Source organism: Leisingera aquaemixtae (genome assembly GCF_006740765.1).
GTDB classification, from domain to species: Bacteria; Pseudomonadota; Alphaproteobacteria; order Rhodobacterales; family Rhodobacteraceae; genus Leisingera; species Leisingera aquaemixtae.
The window spans coordinates 2131731-2149514 of the sequence record NZ_CP041159.1 but is presented as its reverse complement, the minus strand read 5'-3'; the positions used below and the strand labels follow the sequence as shown (position 1 = coordinate 2149514).

At 66.2% G+C, this 17784-nt stretch carries 17 protein-coding genes; 9 read left to right on the top strand and 8 right to left on the bottom strand.

The window, feature by feature from the left end:
- The first annotated feature begins 30 nt into the window (after positions 1-30).
- On the top strand, positions 31-444 hold the full coding sequence (locus tag R2C4_RS12195; RefSeq protein WP_058285951.1) for an ester cyclase: 414 nt from the start codon (positions 31-33) through the stop codon (positions 442-444).
- A 65-nt stretch (positions 445-509) separates the two neighbouring features.
- Here R2C4_RS12195 and yghU read toward each other — a convergent pair whose 3' ends face one another.
- Positions 510-1385: a glutathione-dependent disulfide-bond oxidoreductase gene (gene yghU / locus R2C4_RS12190; RefSeq protein WP_141890843.1), complete on the bottom strand. Its 876-nt coding sequence runs from the start codon at positions 1383-1385 to the stop codon at positions 510-512.
- 274 nt (positions 1386-1659) lie between these two features.
- On the opposite strand from yghU, the gene R2C4_RS12185 reads away from it, so the two are divergent.
- Positions 1660-2178 carry a YHS domain-containing (seleno)protein gene (locus R2C4_RS12185; protein ID WP_141892093.1) on the top strand — a complete coding sequence of 173 codons (519 nt, stop codon included), beginning with the start codon at positions 1660-1662 and terminating at the stop codon, positions 2176-2178.
- 187 nt (positions 2179-2365) lie between these two features.
- On the opposite strand, the gene R2C4_RS12180 is transcribed toward R2C4_RS12185, so the two are convergent.
- Entirely contained in the window at positions 2366-2746 is a 381-nt protein-coding gene (locus R2C4_RS12180) for a VOC family protein (RefSeq protein ID WP_141890842.1), read from the bottom strand.
- A 39-nt stretch (positions 2747-2785) separates the two neighbouring features.
- Here R2C4_RS12180 and R2C4_RS12175 point away from each other — a divergent pair, with 39 nt between their 5' ends.
- Complete coding sequence (locus R2C4_RS12175) at positions 2786-3328, top strand: winged helix-turn-helix transcriptional regulator (protein WP_141890841.1); 543 nt, start codon at positions 2786-2788, stop codon at positions 3326-3328.
- A 205-nt stretch (positions 3329-3533) separates the two neighbouring features.
- Here the strand turns inward: R2C4_RS12175 and R2C4_RS12170 are convergent, their stop codons facing one another.
- Positions 3534-4133, bottom strand: a complete 600-nt coding sequence (locus R2C4_RS12170) for a GcrA family cell cycle regulator (RefSeq protein ID WP_058285948.1) — start codon at positions 4131-4133, stop codon at positions 3534-3536.
- A 164-nt stretch (positions 4134-4297) separates the two neighbouring features.
- On the opposite strand from R2C4_RS12170, the gene R2C4_RS12165 reads away from it, so the two are divergent.
- On the top strand, positions 4298-5110 hold the full coding sequence (locus tag R2C4_RS12165) for an ABC transporter permease (protein WP_141890840.1): 813 nt from the start codon (positions 4298-4300) through the stop codon (positions 5108-5110).
- A gap of 13 nt (positions 5111-5123) precedes the next feature.
- Here the strand turns inward: R2C4_RS12165 and R2C4_RS12160 are convergent, their stop codons facing one another.
- Together R2C4_RS12160 and R2C4_RS12155 are read right to left on the bottom strand one after the other, a co-directional pair.
- Positions 5124-6362 (bottom strand): MFS transporter, encoded by a 1239-nt coding sequence (locus R2C4_RS12160; protein ID WP_141890839.1) that lies wholly within the window; start codon positions 6360-6362, stop codon positions 5124-5126.
- Positions 6363-6441: 79 nt separating this feature from the next.
- Positions 6442-7404 (bottom strand): DMT family transporter, encoded by a 963-nt coding sequence (locus R2C4_RS12155; RefSeq protein WP_141890838.1) that lies wholly within the window; start codon positions 7402-7404, stop codon positions 6442-6444.
- Between the two features lie 439 nt (positions 7405-7843).
- Between R2C4_RS12155 and R2C4_RS12150 the strand changes: the two genes are divergently transcribed.
- The 3 genes from R2C4_RS12150 to R2C4_RS12140 all read left to right on the top strand — a co-directional run bounded on the left by R2C4_RS12150 (position 7844) and on the right by R2C4_RS12140 (position 10974).
- Positions 7844-9019 carry an aspartate aminotransferase family protein gene (locus R2C4_RS12150; RefSeq protein ID WP_141890837.1) on the top strand — a complete coding sequence of 392 codons (1176 nt, stop codon included), beginning with the start codon at positions 7844-7846 and terminating at the stop codon, positions 9017-9019.
- 79 nt (positions 9020-9098) lie between these two features.
- Positions 9099-10025 (top strand): ornithine carbamoyltransferase, encoded by a 927-nt coding sequence (gene argF / locus R2C4_RS12145; RefSeq protein WP_058285944.1) that lies wholly within the window; start codon positions 9099-9101, stop codon positions 10023-10025.
- Between the two features lie 229 nt (positions 10026-10254).
- Positions 10255-10974, top strand: coding sequence for an SDR family NAD(P)-dependent oxidoreductase (locus R2C4_RS12140; protein WP_141890836.1), 720 nt, complete (start codon positions 10255-10257; stop codon positions 10972-10974).
- 73 nt (positions 10975-11047) lie between these two features.
- Here the strand turns inward: R2C4_RS12140 and R2C4_RS12135 are convergent, their stop codons facing one another.
- The 3 genes from R2C4_RS12135 to hrpB form a co-directional block, all read right to left on the bottom strand.
- Complete coding sequence (locus R2C4_RS12135; protein WP_058285942.1) at positions 11048-12529, bottom strand: inorganic phosphate transporter; 1482 nt, start codon at positions 12527-12529, stop codon at positions 11048-11050.
- Positions 12530-12619: 90 nt separating this feature from the next.
- The gene (locus R2C4_RS12130; RefSeq protein WP_058285941.1) at positions 12620-13078 is read right to left on the bottom strand and encodes an NUDIX hydrolase; all 459 of its coding nucleotides are present in this window, start codon (positions 13076-13078) and stop codon (positions 12620-12622) included.
- Positions 13079-13378: 300 nt separating this feature from the next.
- Positions 13379-15826, bottom strand: a complete 2448-nt coding sequence (gene hrpB, locus R2C4_RS12125; RefSeq protein ID WP_141890835.1) for an ATP-dependent helicase HrpB — start codon at positions 15824-15826, stop codon at positions 13379-13381.
- A gap of 339 nt (positions 15827-16165) precedes the next feature.
- Here hrpB and meaB point away from each other — a divergent pair, with 339 nt between their 5' ends.
- Positions 16166-17143, top strand: a complete 978-nt coding sequence (gene meaB, locus R2C4_RS12120; protein WP_141890834.1) for a methylmalonyl Co-A mutase-associated GTPase MeaB — start codon at positions 16166-16168, stop codon at positions 17141-17143.
- A gap of 215 nt (positions 17144-17358) precedes the next feature.
- Positions 17359-17649, top strand: coding sequence for a 50S ribosomal protein L28 (gene rpmB, locus R2C4_RS12115; protein ID WP_019296104.1), 291 nt, complete (start codon positions 17359-17361; stop codon positions 17647-17649).
- The last annotated feature ends 135 nt before the right edge of the window (positions 17650-17784 follow it).

The following is a 17784-nucleotide window of genomic DNA, read 5'->3' as shown; positions in this document are numbered from 1 at the left end:
CCCGGCAACCCGGCAGGGAGGGAGAGAACGATGTCCATCAAACAGACAGCACATGATTTCTGCGAAGCCTGCGATGCAGGCAAGGGGTGGGACGTCTGCAAGCAGTGGTGCGCGGAGGATGCCACGTTCTCTGTCCAGGCGGATGCGCTGGCGGAGATCACGACGCTTGCGGACTATACGGAATGGGCCAAGGGGCTGCTGACCCCGATGCCGGACGCCCATGCGGAGTTCAAATCGCTGGCCGTGGATGAGGACGCCGGGCGCGCGATCCTCTTTGCGGTCTTTCACGGCACCCATACGGCGGATGCCGGCAACGGCGCGCCGACGGGCAGGAAAGTGGCCTCGGATTACGTCTACGTTCTGGATTTCGACGGGCCGAAGATCCGCGGCATGACGAAGGTCTGGAACGATGTTCATGCCCTGACGCAATTGGGCTGGATGTAGGGCCGCAAAACTGAAAGCGCCCGCGTTGCCGCGGGCGCCTGGATGATCTTCGGGGGCGGGTGCGGTTACTCCGCAGCCGGCTCCAGCTTGTCCTGGGTGCGGGTTTCGAAATCGCTGGCGTCGTGGCGCTCATGCAATTGCATATGCGGCTCGCCGAAGGAGCGGTTCACCATGCGGCCGCGCTGCACTGCCGGGCGGGCGTCGATTGCCTTGGCCCAGCGGACCACGTGTTTGTAGCTTTCGGCGTCCAGGAATTCGGCGGCATCATACAGGCGGCCCAGAACCAGCTGGCCGTACCAGGGCCAGATCGCGATGTCGGCAATGGTGTAGTCCTCGCCCGCGATATAGGGGCGCTCCGCCAGCTGCCGGTCCAGCACGTCAAGCTGGCGCTTGGCTTCCATCGCGAAGCGGTCGATCGGGTACTGCCACTTTTCCGGCGCATAGGCATAGAAATGGCCAAAGCCGCCACCCAGGTAGGGCGCGCTGCCCATCTGCCAGAACAGCCAGTTCAGGGTCTCGGTGCGGGCCGCGCCGTCCTTGGGCAGGAACGCCCCGAATTTCTCCGCCAGATGCACCAGGATCGAGCCGCTCTCAAACACCCGCACCGGCTCTGCGCCGCTGCGGTCCAGCAGCGCCGGGATCTTGGAGTTCGGGTTGATCTCCACAAAGCCGGACCCGAACTGGTCGCCGTCCCCGATCTGGATCAGCCAGGCGTCATATTCGGCGCCCGCATGGCCCGCGGCCAGCAGCTCTTCGAACATCACGGTGACCTTCACCCCGTTCGGCGTCGCCAGCGAATAGAGCTGAAAGGGATGCTCGCCCGCGGGCAGGTCCTTGTCGTGGGTGGCGCCGGCAACCGGGCGGTTGGTGGAGGCAAACTGGCCGCCATTGCCTTTCTCCCATTTCCAGACTTTCGGCGGGGTATAGGGGGTGTCGCTCATCTGTCGGGCCTTGTCCTGATTGTTTCCTGTTCCGGGTCAGCCGCGCACGCTGGGGCGGCCGGCTCCGGCTGAGATAAGGGGTTATTTGCAAATTCCAATGACTGGAAGGTCTGCGCGCGGAAATTTTACAATCCGCTCACGCGCCGGCCGTTTGCGGACACAGAGCCGTGAGCCCCCCTTCGCATTTGCCGCCGGGGCAGTAATGTCAATGGCGAAGCCGGAGCCGCGCGCTGGCGGCTCCGGCGAAGCGATCACCAAGGAAAGGGATGATTTCATGAAGCGTCTTGCATTTGCTGCTGCGGCAGCGCTGTCCTTTGCCCTGCCGGCCTTTGCGGGCGAGCAATATGTCGACGGCACCGGCTATGCGGTGTCGGGCTATGACGTGGTGGCCTACCGCAGCCTGGAGATGAACCCGCCCGGCACGCCGCAGACCGCCCCGGTGCGCGGCAACGCGGCCTATACCGCCGAGTACAACGGCGCCACCTGGGCGTTCTCCTCGGCAGAGAACCGCGACACCTTCGCGGCGAACCCTGCCTATTACGCGCCGCAGTACGACGGCCACTGCGCCTATGGCGTCTCCAAGGGCGGCAAGGTGCCCGCCAACCCGAACCTGTGGCGCATCGTCGACGACAAGCTGTACCTGAACATCACCGACGTGGTTGTGGGTTTCTGGGAAGCGGACATCCCCGGCACTATCACACTCGCCGAAGGCAAATGGCCGGGGATCGAACCCAAGGCGGCCTCCGACAGCGTGATCCCGAAGTTCACGTCTGAGGGGCCGGTGGCGAACTGATTGGAACTTGCAGGCAAGGCGAAAGCTTTGCCTGCATGAGATCCAGAGGGGACGTTGAGAGCCAACGCAGCGAAAAGCTGCTTGAGCCCGGTTTAACCGATGCTGCTAAGGTTTTAACCGGCAGCTATTGGAAAACCACTTTGCGACTGGAGCGCGCACGCTCCAGAGACGATAAGAAACCTAAGCGTTACCCAGCTCCTCCGGTCAAATCCTCAGCAAGCATCAGGGCGTTGCCGTCGGGGTCGTAGAATGTTGCGGTCTTGACCATGCCCTCGACGACATCCGTTTCGCCATCAAATCTGACCTTGGCCTGTTCCAGTTTCTGCCGGGCAGAATCCAAATCCGAGACTCCGAAGACTGGTACGCAATTGCCGGGCGCGGGCTTGGTGTGTTCGCCAAGGCCAATGGCGACATCGGGGGTGTTCGTCTGAAGCTCGGACCAGCCCGCATCATCAGCATGGTAGAGCAGTTCAAATCCCAACATGGCCTCGTACCACTTCGCGCTCGCATGGCGATCCTTGACCGACATTGCGATGGTGATGGTGTGGTCTACAGAAACAAGTGACATGTGCTTTCCCTATGAATAAAAATATACTAACTATACTTTATGGACATTGAATTGCTTGTCAACATCACTTCAAGGGCTTGGGCAATGCCCATACTGTCGAGCCTGCATTCAGGTATCGCAGGGCGGCAAGCTCCGCTACTGGCTGCGACCGGCGCAAGCAGGACCGCCTTTGCGCAAAGTATGGACCATTTGATCGAATTGGGCCTGATTGAACGAAACCCTGGCCACGGTCATCCGCTGCGCCCGGAATTCCGGCTCACACAGCTGGGGGGGGCGGCCGCGGCCATCGCCAGTAGGATCCACGGTGTTACTGCAGAGGAAGACAGGCCTCTACTGCGCCGGTCATGGACTTTGCCGGTTCTGACATCGCTCCACACACCGAGCCATTTCAGCGGCATCAAGCGAAACCTGCCAACGATAACAGATCGGGCGTTGTCGCAGTCATTGAAATCAATGGAAGCAAGGAGCTGGGTGTGCCGCTGCGTAGATGGAGCCGCCCGCCCACCCAAGTCTATCTATAGCGCGGTGAACACGGGTGGTCTGATATGTGAGGTCACTGCACCTGCAATCAATTTCCCATAGCAGAACCGGCCGTTCGAAAAAATATGACGGAAGGCCAGTATGTCCCGCCTGGGCCTAATTCCATCCGATGCATTGAAAAGTCTGCTTCCTGCTCAAACTGGACGAAGCATTTTGCTACGCGGCGCCCTTTAACAAACATAGCCCCGCAAAAGCAAAAGCCCCGGACGCAATGCCGGGGCTTTTTAATCTCAAACTGCCGCCAGCCTCAGCGGCGGCGGTCGCGGCGGGAGGACATCGGCTGGAACGCCACGCCCACATGCGCCTCGCAATAGGGTTTGCCCTGCTGCGCGGGCAGGCCGCAGAACCAGAAGTCCTCGGTCGCGGGATCCCCAACCGGCCATTTGCAGGTGCGCTCGGTCAGCTCCATCAAGCCCAGCTTCTTGGCCTTCTTCTCGACCTCGTTCACCTTGGCCAGCGCCTCGGGGCTGATTTCATTGGCCGAGGGCTGCGGCGGCAGCGGCTGGCCGGCCGGGATGATCTGGCGGCGCGCAGGCGTTGCGGGCTTGGCGTCCGCGGACGGCTGGGCCGCGGCCGGGCGCGCCGGTTCGGTCTTGGGCTGCGGCTTGGGCTTGGGCGCGGCCGCAGGCTTGGGCGCGGCAGCGGCGGCGGGTGCTGCTGCGGGCTTTTCCTTGGGCTCTGCGGCCTTGGCGCTGCCGCTGTTGCGGTTGGACAGGCCGAGGCGGTGAACCTTGCCGATCACGGCGTTGCGGGTGACGCCGCCCAGTTCTTTTGCGATCTGGCTGGCCGACTGGCCTTCGCCCCACATTTTCTTGAGCAGTTCGACGCGCTCGTCTGTCCAGGACATCTGTTGCCTTTCCAAGCTAATAGCGGCCCCAGGGGTTCTGCGGCCGCCATCATATTCCGTATGTTGGCTCTATTTTAATCACTGCGGGCGGAGTTACAAGGCATCTTGCGCCCCAAGCGGCAGCCGTTATGCAGGCAAGGCAGCAAAAAACGCAAGGGGACAGCATGGCGGATCGGGGATATCAGGTCGAACTGGGCGCGCGCAGGTTCGGGCAGGTGAACTGGCTGGGGCTGAAAGCGCTGGCCTGGCGCGAGGTGAAACGGTTCCTGGTGGTCTGGACCCAGACACTGCTGGCGCCGCTGGTGACCGCGGCGCTGTTCCTGATGATCTTCAACATTGCCATCGGCCCCCGGCGCGGCGACGTCATGGGGGTGCCGTTCCTGACCTTTCTGGCGCCGGGCATCATGATGATGACGGTGATCCAGAACGCCTTTGCCAATACCTCCTCCTCGATCGTGATTGCCAAGGTGCAGGGCAACATCGTCGACACGCTGATGCCGCCGCTATCGGGTCTGGAGATCCTGCTGGGCTACCTGGCGGGCGCGGTGGCGCGCGGCACGCTGGTGGCGCTGGGCATCGGGCTGGGGCTGATGGCGGTCTTGCAGATCGTGCCCGCGCACCCGCTGGTGGCGCTCCTGTTCATCGTGCTGGGCGCGGCCTTCCTGGGCGGCCTGGGCATTGTCGCCGGGGTCTTTGCCGACAAGTTCGACCAGATGGCGGCGATCACCAATTTCATCGTGACGCCCCTGGCGTTCCTGTCCGGCACTTTTTATTCGGTGGAGGCGCTGCCGCCGGTGCTCAAGGCGATCTCGCATGTGAACCCGGTGTTCTACCTGATCGACGGGGTGCGATTCGGGGTGATCGGCACTTCCGACAGCCCGCCGCTGCTGGGGCTGGCGGTGTGCAGCGGTGCAACCTTTGCCGTCTGCCTATTGGCCTGGGTGATGCTGCGCACCGGCTACCGGCTGAAACCCTGACGCCGCTGCGCCGCTACTGCGCAGGCAGCGGGTCTTCGGCGGGCAGCGCCGCGGCCCTGTTGCGTCCCAGCCGCGGATGCAGCTTGCCCGCCAGCAGGGCGGCAAAGGCCATGGCGCCGGCCCCCGCCGCAAAGATCCCGGCCAGCGGCGACACCATCAGCACCAGCCAGGCGGCCCCCGGCGTCACGATGCCGGAGATGTCGCGGTAGCTGGAATAGACCGCCGACATCTCGGTGCGCTCGGACGGTTTCACCGCCATCAGGAACGGCAGCCCGCCGCAGATGTCCAGGAGGATCAGCGCCGCCGACCCGGCCATCAGCAGAGCCACCGACAGCGCAGGCCAGCCCTGCAGCGCCGCTGCCGCGCCGAAACAGAGGGTGACGGTCAGGAACCCTGTGCGCACTGCCATCCGGATCGAATGCCGCTGCACCCAGCGCTGCAGCAGCGGCGCGGCAAACAGGCAGCCGTTGGTGATTGACAGCAGAATGCCGCCCAGCTCCTGCCCCAGACCCTTCTCGATGGCAAAGATCGGCAGGTAGACCACATAGATCCACCAGCCGGAGGAGCGGATCACCGCAAACAGCCAGCCGGTCACCAGCCGCGGCTGCTCCAGGAAGCGCGGCAGGTATTTCAGCGGGCTGGAGGCGGGGCCGCGGGCGCGGGCGATCTGCTTGCCGTTGCCCATCCGCATCCACCAGAAGGCCGCCAGCATCACGAGGGCCGCCGCGGCGGAGATCAGGAACGGGGCGGGCGCCCAGACCTCCAGCAGCAGCACGCCGGTCATCGGCCCGGCGGTCCAGCCCAGGGCCGAATAGAACATCCGCGAGGTCTCGCATCTGCCCAGCTCGACCCGGGCAATGTAGTCCAGCACATAGGCGTTGAAGCAGACGAATGTGGTGACCGCCGCCATGGTGTTGAGCGCCAGCGCGGCCAGCACCGACGCGGGGCTGCCTTCGATGGCGAAACCTGCCGACAGTACGAACATCAGCGCCCCCAGGCTGTAGGCCCAGCGGCGCGGCACCAGCCGGACCAGCGCGGGCACCATCAGCCCGGCAATCAGCGACAGCACGCCCACCGCAAAATAGGAGGCGGAGACCAGGCCCGCATCCCCCAGCGCCCGGTAGATGATCAGCGGAAACACAGAGATCAGCGTGCCGCGCACCACCGCCTCAAGCCCCGCCAGGATGCCGAAGTCCCGCACCGAGGGCACCGGCGCATGGCGCAGCCATTCTGGAATCCGTCTCTCATGCATCTGCGTGCTCCTGTCCTGCTAAGGGGCAGGGTGGCGCGCCCGGCAGGCGGAGAATGCCTGTTTTCGACGCAGGTGCCGCTCATGGGCCAGTGGCAGGAATATCTTTCTCGCTGGCCGCTGTCCGGTGCGGTTCCTTCCCGGCGGCTGCGGCGCGGCCCGCAGGCGGGCGCACCCGGCCCTCGCGCCAGGCCAGCACGGCGGCCCCGGCCAGGATGATGCAGGCGCCGAGGACGGAAATGGCATCCGGCACCGCGCCAAAGCCAAGGATGTCATAAAGGGCAGCAAACACCAGTGTGGCATAGCTGAACGGTGCAACGAAGGAGGCTTCCGCCCGCGCCATCCCGTTGATGAAACAGGCCTGTGCGCAGGCCATCAGCAGCCCCAGGGCCGCCAGCGCCGCCCATTGCGCCGGGCTTGGCATCTGCCAGACCGGCAGCACCGCGCAGCTGGCGATCGCCAGTCCCAAGAGGTTGTTGACCCATAAGATCTGCAGGGGCGCCTCGCGGCCCGCCAGCTTCTTGATGAAGATCAGCTCCAGCCCCATCACCGCCGCCGCGCCCAGGGCCAGCAGCGCCGCGGGCTGGAAGCTGGCAGGCGTGGGCCTCAGCAGGATCATCGCGCCGGTCAAGGCGATCAGCGCCGCGCCCCAGCGCCAGGGGCCGACCCGCTCGCCCAGCAGCGGAATGGCCAGCAGCATGCCAAAGACCGGGTTGAGGAAGGTGATCGCGGTGGCATCGGCCAGCGGGATATAGGCCACGGAGGCAAACATCAGCGTGACACCCGCCCAGCCAAAGGACGTGCGCCCGATGTGATAGCCCCAGTGCGGCCGGGTGAATTTGGGCCGCAGGATCAGCACCGCCGTTGAGATGGCCATGAAGGCAAATAGGAAGCGGCCGTGGCTGATCTGCAGCGGGTGCAGCGGTTCGCCCAGCATATCCGTCCCCAATGCCTTGGCCATCAGCGTGGTGCCGGCAATGAAGGTCGTTGCCGCCAGGATCAGGGCAGCGGCCAGGGGCGGGTTTTCAGCGGTGTCGCGGCGCATGTGCAAGCGGTGCGGCAAGCCGCCGCGGGATGCAAGCGAAAAGGGGCCGGCGGCTGCCGCAGGCTTGAGGCGGGGCAGGGACGCCGCCCCGCAGATTGCAGAAGATAAGGGGCTCTGCCCCTCTTGGCCTGACGGCCAATTCACCCCGGAGTATTTCCGCAAAGGTGAAAGGGAGGGGCGGAGCGCTGCGGCGGATTGGCCGGGCGCATTGCACAAATGGGGTTTTCTTTCGGGGAAACCTCCATTATGGAACCTCCCTATGATCAAACACGCAGATACCACCATCTCGCGACGCCGACGCCGCCTGGCGTGACCGGCCCTTGATCTGTTGCGCCTGCTCTGCGGCGCATCCCCCCTTGAAATCCATTGATCCACCGTTGACCCAAGGCCAGGCTTACGTCACAGCTTTGGCTTCTACCTTAGAAAAAGGATGATCCCGATGATCCCGTCCGTTCTGCCGACCTACAACCGTGCCCCGCTTGAGTTCGTCAAAGGCGAAGGCGCCTGGCTGACCACGGCGGACGGGCGCCGCTTTCTGGATCTGGGCTCCGGCATCGCGGTCAACGCACTGGGCCATGCCCATCCGGCGCTGGTGGAAGCGCTGACCGCGCAGGCGCAGAACCTGTGGCATGTCTCCAACCTCTACCAGATCCCGCAGCAGCAGGCGCTGGCGGACAAGCTGGTGGAGCATACCTTTGCCGACACCGTGTTCTTCACCAACTCCGGCACCGAGGCCTGCGAGCTGGCGGTGAAGATGGCGCGCAAGTATTTCTACGACAAGGGCCAGCCGGAGCGGGTGGAGATCCTCACCTTTGACGGATCCTTCCACGGCCGGTCGTCTGCGGGCATCGCTGCCGCGGGCTCCGAGAAGATGGTCAAGGGCTTCGGCCCGCTGCTGCCCGGTTTTGTGCATCTGACCTTTGGCGACCTCGATGGCGTCACCAACGCGATCTCGGAAAAGACCGCCGCGATCCTGATCGAGCCGGTGCAGGGCGAGGGCGGTATCCGCCCGGTGCCGGATGCGGAGCTGAAGGCACTGCGCCAGATCTGCGATGAGCATGGCCTTCTGCTGATCCTGGATGAGGTGCAATGCGGGGTGGGGCGCACCGGCAAGCTGTTCGCCCATGAATGGGCGGGCATCACCCCCGACATCATGATGGTGGCCAAGGGCATCGGCGGCGGCTTCCCGCTGGGCGCGGTGCTGGCGACCGAGGACGCGGCCAGCGGCATGACCGCGGGCACCCACGGCTCCACCTACGGCGGCAACCCGCTGGGCTGCGCGGTGGGCTGCGCGGTGATGGATCACATCGCCGATGACGCCTTCCTGGCCGAGGTGAACCGCAAGGCGGGCCTTATGCGGCAGAAGCTCGAAGGGCTGGTGGCCGATCATCCCGAGGTGTTCGAGGAGGTGCGCGGCGCCGGCCTGATGCTGGGGCTCAAGTGCAAGGCGGTGAACGCCGATGTGGTCCAGGCGGGCTATGGCAACGAGCTGATCACCGTTCCGGCAGCGGACAACGTGATCCGCCTGCTGCCGCCGCTGACCCTGACCGATGAGGACATCGCCGAGGCCGTCCGCCGCCTGGACAAAACCGCCGCCCAGGTCGCCGCCGCCTGATTTTCACCTTTTCAAAAATACTCCCGGGGGTCCGGGGGCAGGCAGCCCCCGGCCTTCGCCAGCCAGAAGCGATAGGACTATGAAGCATTTCCTCGACATCCACAAAACCGGCCCCGCAGACCTGCGCGCGATCATCGATCAGGCCAAGGCCACCAAGCAGGCCCGCCTTGGCCGCCCCAAGGCGGCGCTGGATGATGAGCTGCCGCTGAAAGACAAGATGGTGGCGCTGATCTTCGAAAAACCCTCGACCCGGACCCGGGTGTCCTTCGATGTCGGCGTGCGCCAGATGGGCGGCCAGACCATGGTGCTGAGCGGCAAGGACATGCAGCTGGGCCATGGCGAAACCATTGCCGACACCGCGCGCGTCCTCAGCCGCTATGTCGACATGATCATGATCCGGACCTTTGACGAGACCGTGCTGACCGAGATGGCGGAATACTCGGACGTGCCGGTGATCAACGGGCTGACCGACCGCACCCACCCCTGCCAGATCATGGCCGACGTGCTCACCTACGAAGAGCACCGCGGCCCGATCCAGGGCAAGAAGGTGGTCTGGTGCGGCGACGGCAACAACGTCTGCGCGTCCTTCCTGCATGCGGCCGGCCAGTTCGGCTTCGACCTCACCTTCGCAGGCCCGGCGCAGCTGGACCCGGAGGAGGAATTCGTCGGCCTGGCGCGCAAGGCAGGCTCCAAGGTGGTGATTGAGCGCGACGCGGCCAAGGCGGTCGAAGGCGCGGATCTGGTGGTCACCGACACCTGGGTGTCGATGCATGACAGCCAGTCCTCCAAGGAGCGCCGCCACAACATGCTGCGCCCCTATCAGGTCAATGCGGAGCTGATGTCCCACGCCAAGCCGGATGCGCTGTTCATGCACTGCCTGCCGGCCCACCGCGAGGAGGAGGCGACCAGCCAAGTGATGGACGGGCCGAACTCGGTGATCTTCGATGAGGCCGAAAACCGGCTGCACGCGCAAAAGGCCATCATGCGCTGGTGCGCCGGCAGCTGAGACCCGTGCCGTTTATAGCCAAGCTTGAGGCCTAAGGGCCGGCAGGGCGGGGCACTCCCGCCTGCCGCGCCCCCTTCCCTGGAAGGGGCCTTGCCAGTTGGGCGTGGCGCCGGGCCTGCGGCCCGGCGCGGTGACCGGACTGCAGCGGATGCGCGTAAGCCCCCGAACCCCTTGTACAGGGGGCGCATTGCCGCCACCATCCTGCTGCCGGATAGGGGGAGGTTCCGCGATGGCAGACACATCATCAAAACCGCTTGCACTGATCGTGGGCGCAGGGGCGGGCCTGTCGGCCTCCCTTGCCCGGGCGCTGTCCCGGGAGGGCTATGCGCTGCATCTGGCGGCGCGCAGCACGGACAAGCTGCAAGGGCTGGCGGCAGAGACCGGAGCGCAATTGCATGCGCTGGATGGCACCGATGCGGAAAAGGTCCGGCAACTGGTTGCGGGCCTCCAGGGGGCGTTGCGGGTGGCCTGCTATAACCCGTCGGCCCGTGTCCGCGGCCCGGTTGCGGACCTGGACCCGGAACAGGTGCGCAAGGCGGTGGAGGTCACCGCCTTTGGCGCCTTTGTGCTGGGTCAGGCGGCGGCGAAACGGATGCTCACGCAGCAGCCAGAAGACGGGCGGCGCGGCACCATCCTGTTCACCGGCGCCTCTGCCGGGGTGAAGGGCTTTGCCCAGTCGGCGCCCTTTGCCATGGGCAAATTCGCGCAGCGCGGACTGGCGCAGTCGATGGCGCGGGAGCTGCACCCCAAGGGCATCCATGTCGCCTGGATCAATATCGATGGCGGCATCCGCAATGCGTCGCGCCCCGAACGGACAGAGGGCGCAGACAACCCCGACAGCATGCTGGACCCGGATGCCATCGCCGGAGAGTATATGAACCTGATCCATCAGCACCGCTCCGCCTGGAGCGACGAACTGGTGCTGCGGCCCTGGGTGGAGCGGTTCTAGGCAGCAGCGCAAGCCAAAGAAAAACCCCCGCAGCCAAAAGGCGCGGGGGTTTTTGCGGTTCTTGCGGTGCGGCTCAGCCGACGAAGGTGTTGAGCAGCAGGTAGATCACCGCTGACAGAAGGGCGGCGGCCGGAACAGTGATCACCCAGGCGGCCACGATGGTCATGAAGTGGCTGCGGCGCACCAGCTTGCGGCGGCGGCGTTCCTCCGGCGCGATGCGCTTCTCTGCCGGGCGGCCTGCGGCGGTCTTCTTCAGGCGGCGCTCCATGTGCCACTCGCGGAAGAAGCCGACGCCGAACACCGCGCCCACCGCGATATGGGTGGAGGAGACCGGCAGGCCCAGCCAGCTGGCCACAATCACGGTGATGGCGGCGGACAGCGACACGCAGTAGGCGCGCATCGGGTTCAGCTTGGTGATCTGGCTGCCGACCATGCGGATCAGCTTGGGGCCGAACAGGAACAGGCCGAAGGAGATACCAAAGGCGCCGATCACCATCACCCAGGTCGGGATCGTCACCTTGGTGGCAAAGTCGCCGAACTCGGTCGCGTGCACGATGGCGGCCAGCGGGCCGACCGCGTTGGCCACGTCGTTGGCGCCATGGGCGAAAGACAGGAGCGCGGCGGAAATCACCAGCGGCAGGCCGAACAGCGCCTTCAGCGACTTGTTACGGTTCTCCATGCCTTCGGACTGGCGCTTGATCAGCGGCGCGGTGATCACATAGGACAGGGCGCCAATGCCGGCGCCGATCAGCAGCGCGGTTTCCAGGTCGATCTTGACGATCTTCTTCAGCCCTTTGAGAGCCAGATAAGAGGCAAAGGCGCCTGCCATGATCGCGACCAGCACCGGCACCCAGCGGCGGGCGGCGGCGATCTTGTCGTCCTGATAGATGATCTTGGCCTTGATGAAGGCCAGGAACAGGGCAGCAATCACCCCGCCCAGCACCGGCGAAATCACCCAGCTGGCAGCGATCTTGCCCATGGTGGGCCAGTTCACCGCGGCGGTGCCTGCGGCGGCCACGCCTGCGCCCAGCACGCCGCCCACGACCGAGTGGGTGGTGGACACGGGCGCGCCGACCCAGGTGGCCAGGTTCACCCACAGCGCCGAGGAGATCAGCGCCGCCATCATCGCCCAGATGAAGACATTGCTGCTGGACACCGCGGTGGGGTCGATGATGCCCTTGGAGATGGTCGAGACGACATCGCCGCCCGCCAGCAGCGCGCCGGCGCTTTCGGCAACGGCGGCAATCACGATGGCGCCGCCCATGGTCAGCGCGTTGGCGCCCACCGCCGGACCCATGTTGTTGGCCACGTCATTGGCGCCGATGTTGATCGCCATGTAAGCGCCAAAGGCCGCGGCGGCGATCACCACCATGCTCATGGCGGAGCCGCCGAAGAAGACGCCGGCGCCGAGGCCTGCCAGCACGATGAAGGCCAGCGCAATGCCCGGCGCCACCAGCGGGCGGGAGACATAGGCGGTGGCGAGTTCGAGCTGGGAGATCCGGTTCAGGTCCTTGTCCAGCGTGGTCCATTGCGTGCGCTGGGGTGCATCGCTCATAGTCGTATTCCTGATTCTGAGGTCTGCGGACGCGCCTAACGCCGCTGCGGGAGCGGTTCAAGCGTTTGACATGAAAATGTCACATAACTTTTACAATTGGCGCAGCAGCTCCTGCAGCTGCGGCTCCTGCACCAGTTCCGCGGCCTCCTCCGGGCGCATCCACCGGCGCGTGCGCTGGTGGGACTCGGGGTAATCATCCGCAAGCGCCTCGACTTCCGCGGCAAAAATCAGCGTGGTCACCGGCTCATCGGCGCCGTGGCCGCGGCGCTTGAGGTAATTGAACTCGCCTACCGGCTGTTTGGAAATGCGGGCAGAGCGCACCCCGGCCTCTTCCCAGGCTTCCTGCAGCGCCGAGGCCGGCCCGTCCTTACCCTCGACCGGCCAGCCCTTGGGGATGATCCAGCGGCCGGTGCCGCGGCTGGTGATCATCAGCACTTCCTTGCCGTGCGCGCCGGTGCGGTAGCACAGGGCGGCAACTTGCAGGCGGTTCGGTCGTTTCAGCATCGGCCTGAGGATTTCCTCCCAGGCGCGCGTCAGGGTGCGGGTCATCGCTGCTCAGCCTTTGGTGTTGGGTTGGCCCCGTGTTCTTGTGTGAAGTTGTGGGAAAGTATGCGGACTTGCCCGGAATATCAAGGCTGCCGCCTGAACGGAGCCGTCCCGCGCGGTTTTACGGCTGCGGTTTGACGGCCCGCTTGCGGCATCCCGCGCAGTATAGCCGGCAGGGGTGAAAAAAGCACTTACCAGCCAGGCTCCGGCGCTGCGGCGGCGCTCCCGCCCGCTGGTCCGCGCATCAGGGATGCGCTGCCAGCGGTTGGGCCGGGCAGCGCGCCTGCGGCGCGCTGCGGGCGCTCACTTGCGCCGTTTCGCGCGCAGCGTCGGGTCTTCCTGCGTCGGATCCTCCGGCCAGGGGTGCTTGGGGTACTGGGCGCGCATGTCCTTTCGCACATCGGCATAAGAACCTGCCCAGAAGCCGGGCAGGTCGCGGGTGATCTGGATCGGGCGCTGGGCGGGCGACAGGAGCGACACTTTCAGCGGCACGCCGCCTGCGGACGGGTGGCGGGTGACGCCGAACATCTCCTGCAGGCGGACCGAGATTTCGGGGATCTCGCCGTCATAGCTGATCGGGATCTTGCGCCCCAGCGGGGTGATGAAACTGCCCGGCGCCTCGCGGTCCAGCACTTGCGTCTGCTCCCAGCTGAGCGCGGCCTTGAGCGCGGGCAGCAGATCGAAACGTTTCCAGTCCTCCGCCGATTTCACCCCGCCGAGCATTGGCAGCAGCCAGTCCTCCAGCGTGTCCGTCAGGCCGGGCAGCGAGAAATCGGGCAGGTCAAAGCCTTCCGCCCGCACCAGCTCCACCCGTGCGGCCAGCCGCGCCGCAGCACCCGTCAGCCGCAGGCCGAGGTCGCGCACCCCGTCCAGCATCGCCCGCGCCACGGCGTCCGGCGGCACATCCTTCCAGATGCGGTCGTCCAGCACCACGGCACCGAACCGTTCCTGCTGGCGCGCCACCACCCGGCGGTCGCGCTTGGACCATGCGCAGACATCCGTCCAGACGATCTGATCGGCAAACAGTTCGCGGATTTCCGCCAGCGAAATCTGCGCCGCCATCCGGATCTTCGCCTCGCGCGGATTGCCATCGGTATCGAGCGCCACGATGAACGGTGCGCCTGCCAGCGTGTCGCCGCCGTCGAGGATGGCGCCCTTGCCGCCCGACAGCACAAAGCGCGGGGTGCCGCCCTTGCGGCGCTGGCCCGCACGGTCGGGATAGGCCAGTGCCGCCATCATCGCCGCGGACAGGCCCGTATCCCGGCGGCCTGCCTGTTTCTCCAGCCGCCGCGCCTCGCTCTTGATGCGCTCCGCCACCGGGCGGTTCAGCTGATAGGGGTGGCTGCGCGCAAACCCCTTGGGGTCCCTCAACGCCTTCAGCCGCAGCGACAGATCCGCAGGCGCGCCGCGCAGCGGATCACGCTCGCCCAAAAGCGCTGCCAAAGGCGCCGCCGCAGGACCCGCCTGCAGCAGCATATGGCCAAGCCGCGGATGCAGGGGCAGGGCGGCCAGCGCCTTGCCATGCCCGGTGATCCGCCCCTGCGCGTCCAGCGCCCCCAGCATGTGCAAAAGCGCCTGCGCCTCGGCCAGCGCGCCCGCGGGCGGCGGGGTCAGGAAGGACAGATCCTCGGGCGCCGCGCCCCACAGCGCCAGTTCCAGCGCCAGCGCAGTGAGGTCGGCGCTTTCGATCTCGGCGGGCGGGAAGGCCATCAGCGCGCCTTCCTCGCCCTTGGCCCACAGCCGGTAGCAGATGCCCTCTGCCACCCGCCCCGCGCGGCCCTGGCGCTGGGTCGCCTCGGCGCGGGTCACCTTCTCCGTCACCAGCCGCGACATGCCCGAGCCGGGATCGAACCGCGCACGCCGCGCCTGGCCCATATCCACCACCACCCGGATGTCCTGAATGGTCAGCGAGGTCTCGGCGATCGAGGTCGCCAGCACCACCTTGCGGCCCTGCGGCTCGGGCTGGATCGCCGCGCGCTGCTCGGCAAAGGGCAGGGCGCCGAACAGCGGCCGGATATGGCAATGGCCGGGCAGGCGCTTCTCCAGCGCGCCGGCGGCGCGGCGGATTTCGCCCTCGCCGGGCAGGAACACCAGAATGCCGCCGCCGGTGGCCTTTGTGTCTCTCTCCGCCTGCACAACCAGATCCACCAAGGCGTCCACGCGGCGGGCCTGGGCGGGCAGGGGGCGCTCCAGCCAGCGGGTCTCCACCGGATAGCTGCGCCCCTCAGACGTCACCATCGGCGCGTCCATCAGCGCCGCCACCGGTTCGGCGTCCAATGTTGCCGACATCGCCAGCAGCATCAGGTCCTCGCGCAGCGCGCCCGCAACTTCCAGGCACAGCGCCAGCCCCAGATCGGCGTTCAGGGAGCGTTCGTGAAATTCATCAAAGATCACCGCGCCGACGCCGGGCAGGTCCGGGTCCGATTGCAGCATCCGGGTCAGGATGCCCTCGGTCACAACCTCGATGCGGGTCGGTTTCGAAACCTTTGCATCGCCCCGCACCCTGTAGCCGACGGTCTGCCCCGGCTTCTCCCCCAGCGTCTCCGCCATCCGCTCGGCGGCGGCGCGGGCGGCCAGACGGCGGGGTTCCAGCATCACGATGCGGCCTGCGGTCAGGCCTGCCTCCAGCATCGCCAGCGGCACCCGCGTCGTCTTGCCCGCACCGGGCGGCGCCTGCAGCACGGCACGGCCGCGGGCGCGCAGGGCGTCCAGGAGGTCGGGGAGGGCGTCTTCGATCGGCAATCTGGTCATGCCCGCCTTATCGCCAAAGGGGCGGGTCAGGTCCAGCGGTGTGTCCTGAACAAGAGGCTGTTGATTTAACACATAGGGCTGCAGAGGCCCGCGGGGTGGCGCGAATGCGCCGCCCCATGGGGGCGGGCCGGCGCAGCCCGGCTTTCAGCCGGGCGGTACAGACATCGCAACCAATGCGCCCCATTGCGCTTCCTCCCGCTACGCAAACCGCACCAGCCGCGGCGGATTTGCCGCCTTCCCTGCGGCGGCGTGTGTTGTAGGTTGCGCGCCAGACGGCAGGGGCTGGACTTTGCGGCGCCGCTTGCGCCAAGGTCCGCCCATCACGACAGGAAGGCACGCATGGATACCGAACAGCTGACGCAGAAAATCCTCGATGGCGACCGCCGGGCGCTGGCCCGCGCCATCACCCTGGTGGAAAGCGGCCGCAAGGATCACCGCGCCATGGCGGGCGAACTGCTGTCGGAGCTGGCAAAACACAAGCGCCAGTCGCTGCGCATCGGCCTGTCCGGCACGCCCGGCGTCGGCAAGTCCACCTTCATCGAAAGCTTCGGCATGATGCTGACCGGGCTTGGCCTGCGGGTGGCGGTGCTGGCGGTCGATCCCAGTTCGGCGCGCTCCGGCGGGTCCATTCTGGGTGACAAGACCCGGATGGAACGGCTCAGCCGGGACAAGAACGCCTTCATCCGCCCGTCCCCCAGCCAGAGCCACCTGGGCGGCGTCGCCCGCCGCTCGCGCGAGGCGGTGGCGCTGTGCGAAGCTGCTGGGTTCGACGTGGTGCTGATCGAAACGGTTGGCGTCGGCCAGTCGGAAACCGTGGTGGCGGAGATGTCGGATCTGTTCCTCCTGTTGCTGGCGCCCGCGGGCGGCGATGAGCTGCAGGGGGTGAAGCGCGGCATCATGGAAATGGCCGACCTCATCCTGGTGAACAAGGCCGACGGCCCCCTGAAACCCGTCGCCACCCGCACCTGCGCCGATTACTCCGGCGCCCTGCGCCTCTTGCGCAAGCGCCCGCAGGACCCGGAGGGCTTCCCCAAGGCGCTGATGGTGTCCGCGGTGGAAGAACACGGGCTGGACAAGGCCTGGGAGGAGATGCAGGCGCTGACCGCCTGGCGCAGGGAGAACGGCCACTGGGAGCGCCGCCGCGCCGATCAGGCCTGCTACTGGTTCGATCAGGAGGTGCGCCAGGCGCTTTTGGCGCGGCTGGAAACACCGGACGCCAAGGCGCAGATGGCAGAGCTGGCAGGCACAGTTGCAAGCGGCGGCAAAAGCCCGGGCGAGGCGGCGCAGATAATGCTGCAGGCGCTGGGCGCTGCCTGACGCCGCCTGACGGGGCAAAAAGGGCGGCTGCAGGGGCTTGCGGCCGGCCGGAAACGGGTGCAGTAAGCCCGGCAAGAAAGCTGAGTTGAATCACTTGACGCTGTTGCCGGTTGAGCGTAAGAGCAGCGGACCAGTTTTCGGGCGCAGCCAATGGCCGCGCCCCTTGTGATTTGGCGCCGGACTGCCAGCGCCTCCAAAAAACGAAGGATGAAGATATGTCGCGCCGTTGCGAACTGACCGGAAAAGGCCCGATGACTGGCAACAATGTCAGCCACGCCAACAACAAAACCAAGCGCCGCTTTCTGCCCAACCTGAACGACGTGACCCTGCAGTCCGAAGTTCTGGGCCGCGGCGTCAAGCTGCGCATCTCCGCAGCTGCCCTGCGCTCGGTCGACCACCGCGGCGGCCTGGACGCGTTCCTGGCCAAAGCCAAGGACGAAGAGCTGTCGGCAAACGCGCTGAAAGTGAAGAAAGAGATCGCCAAGGCACAAGCCGCACAGGCTTAATTTCCTGGCCTGATCCCTTCACCGGATCGGATTACACACACCGCGCAGGGGCATCCTTGCGCGGTGTTTGCGTTTGCGCAATCTGCCGCAGGGTTGCGCCTTGCGGGGGCCGCGCCGCGGGGGCATATCTTGCGG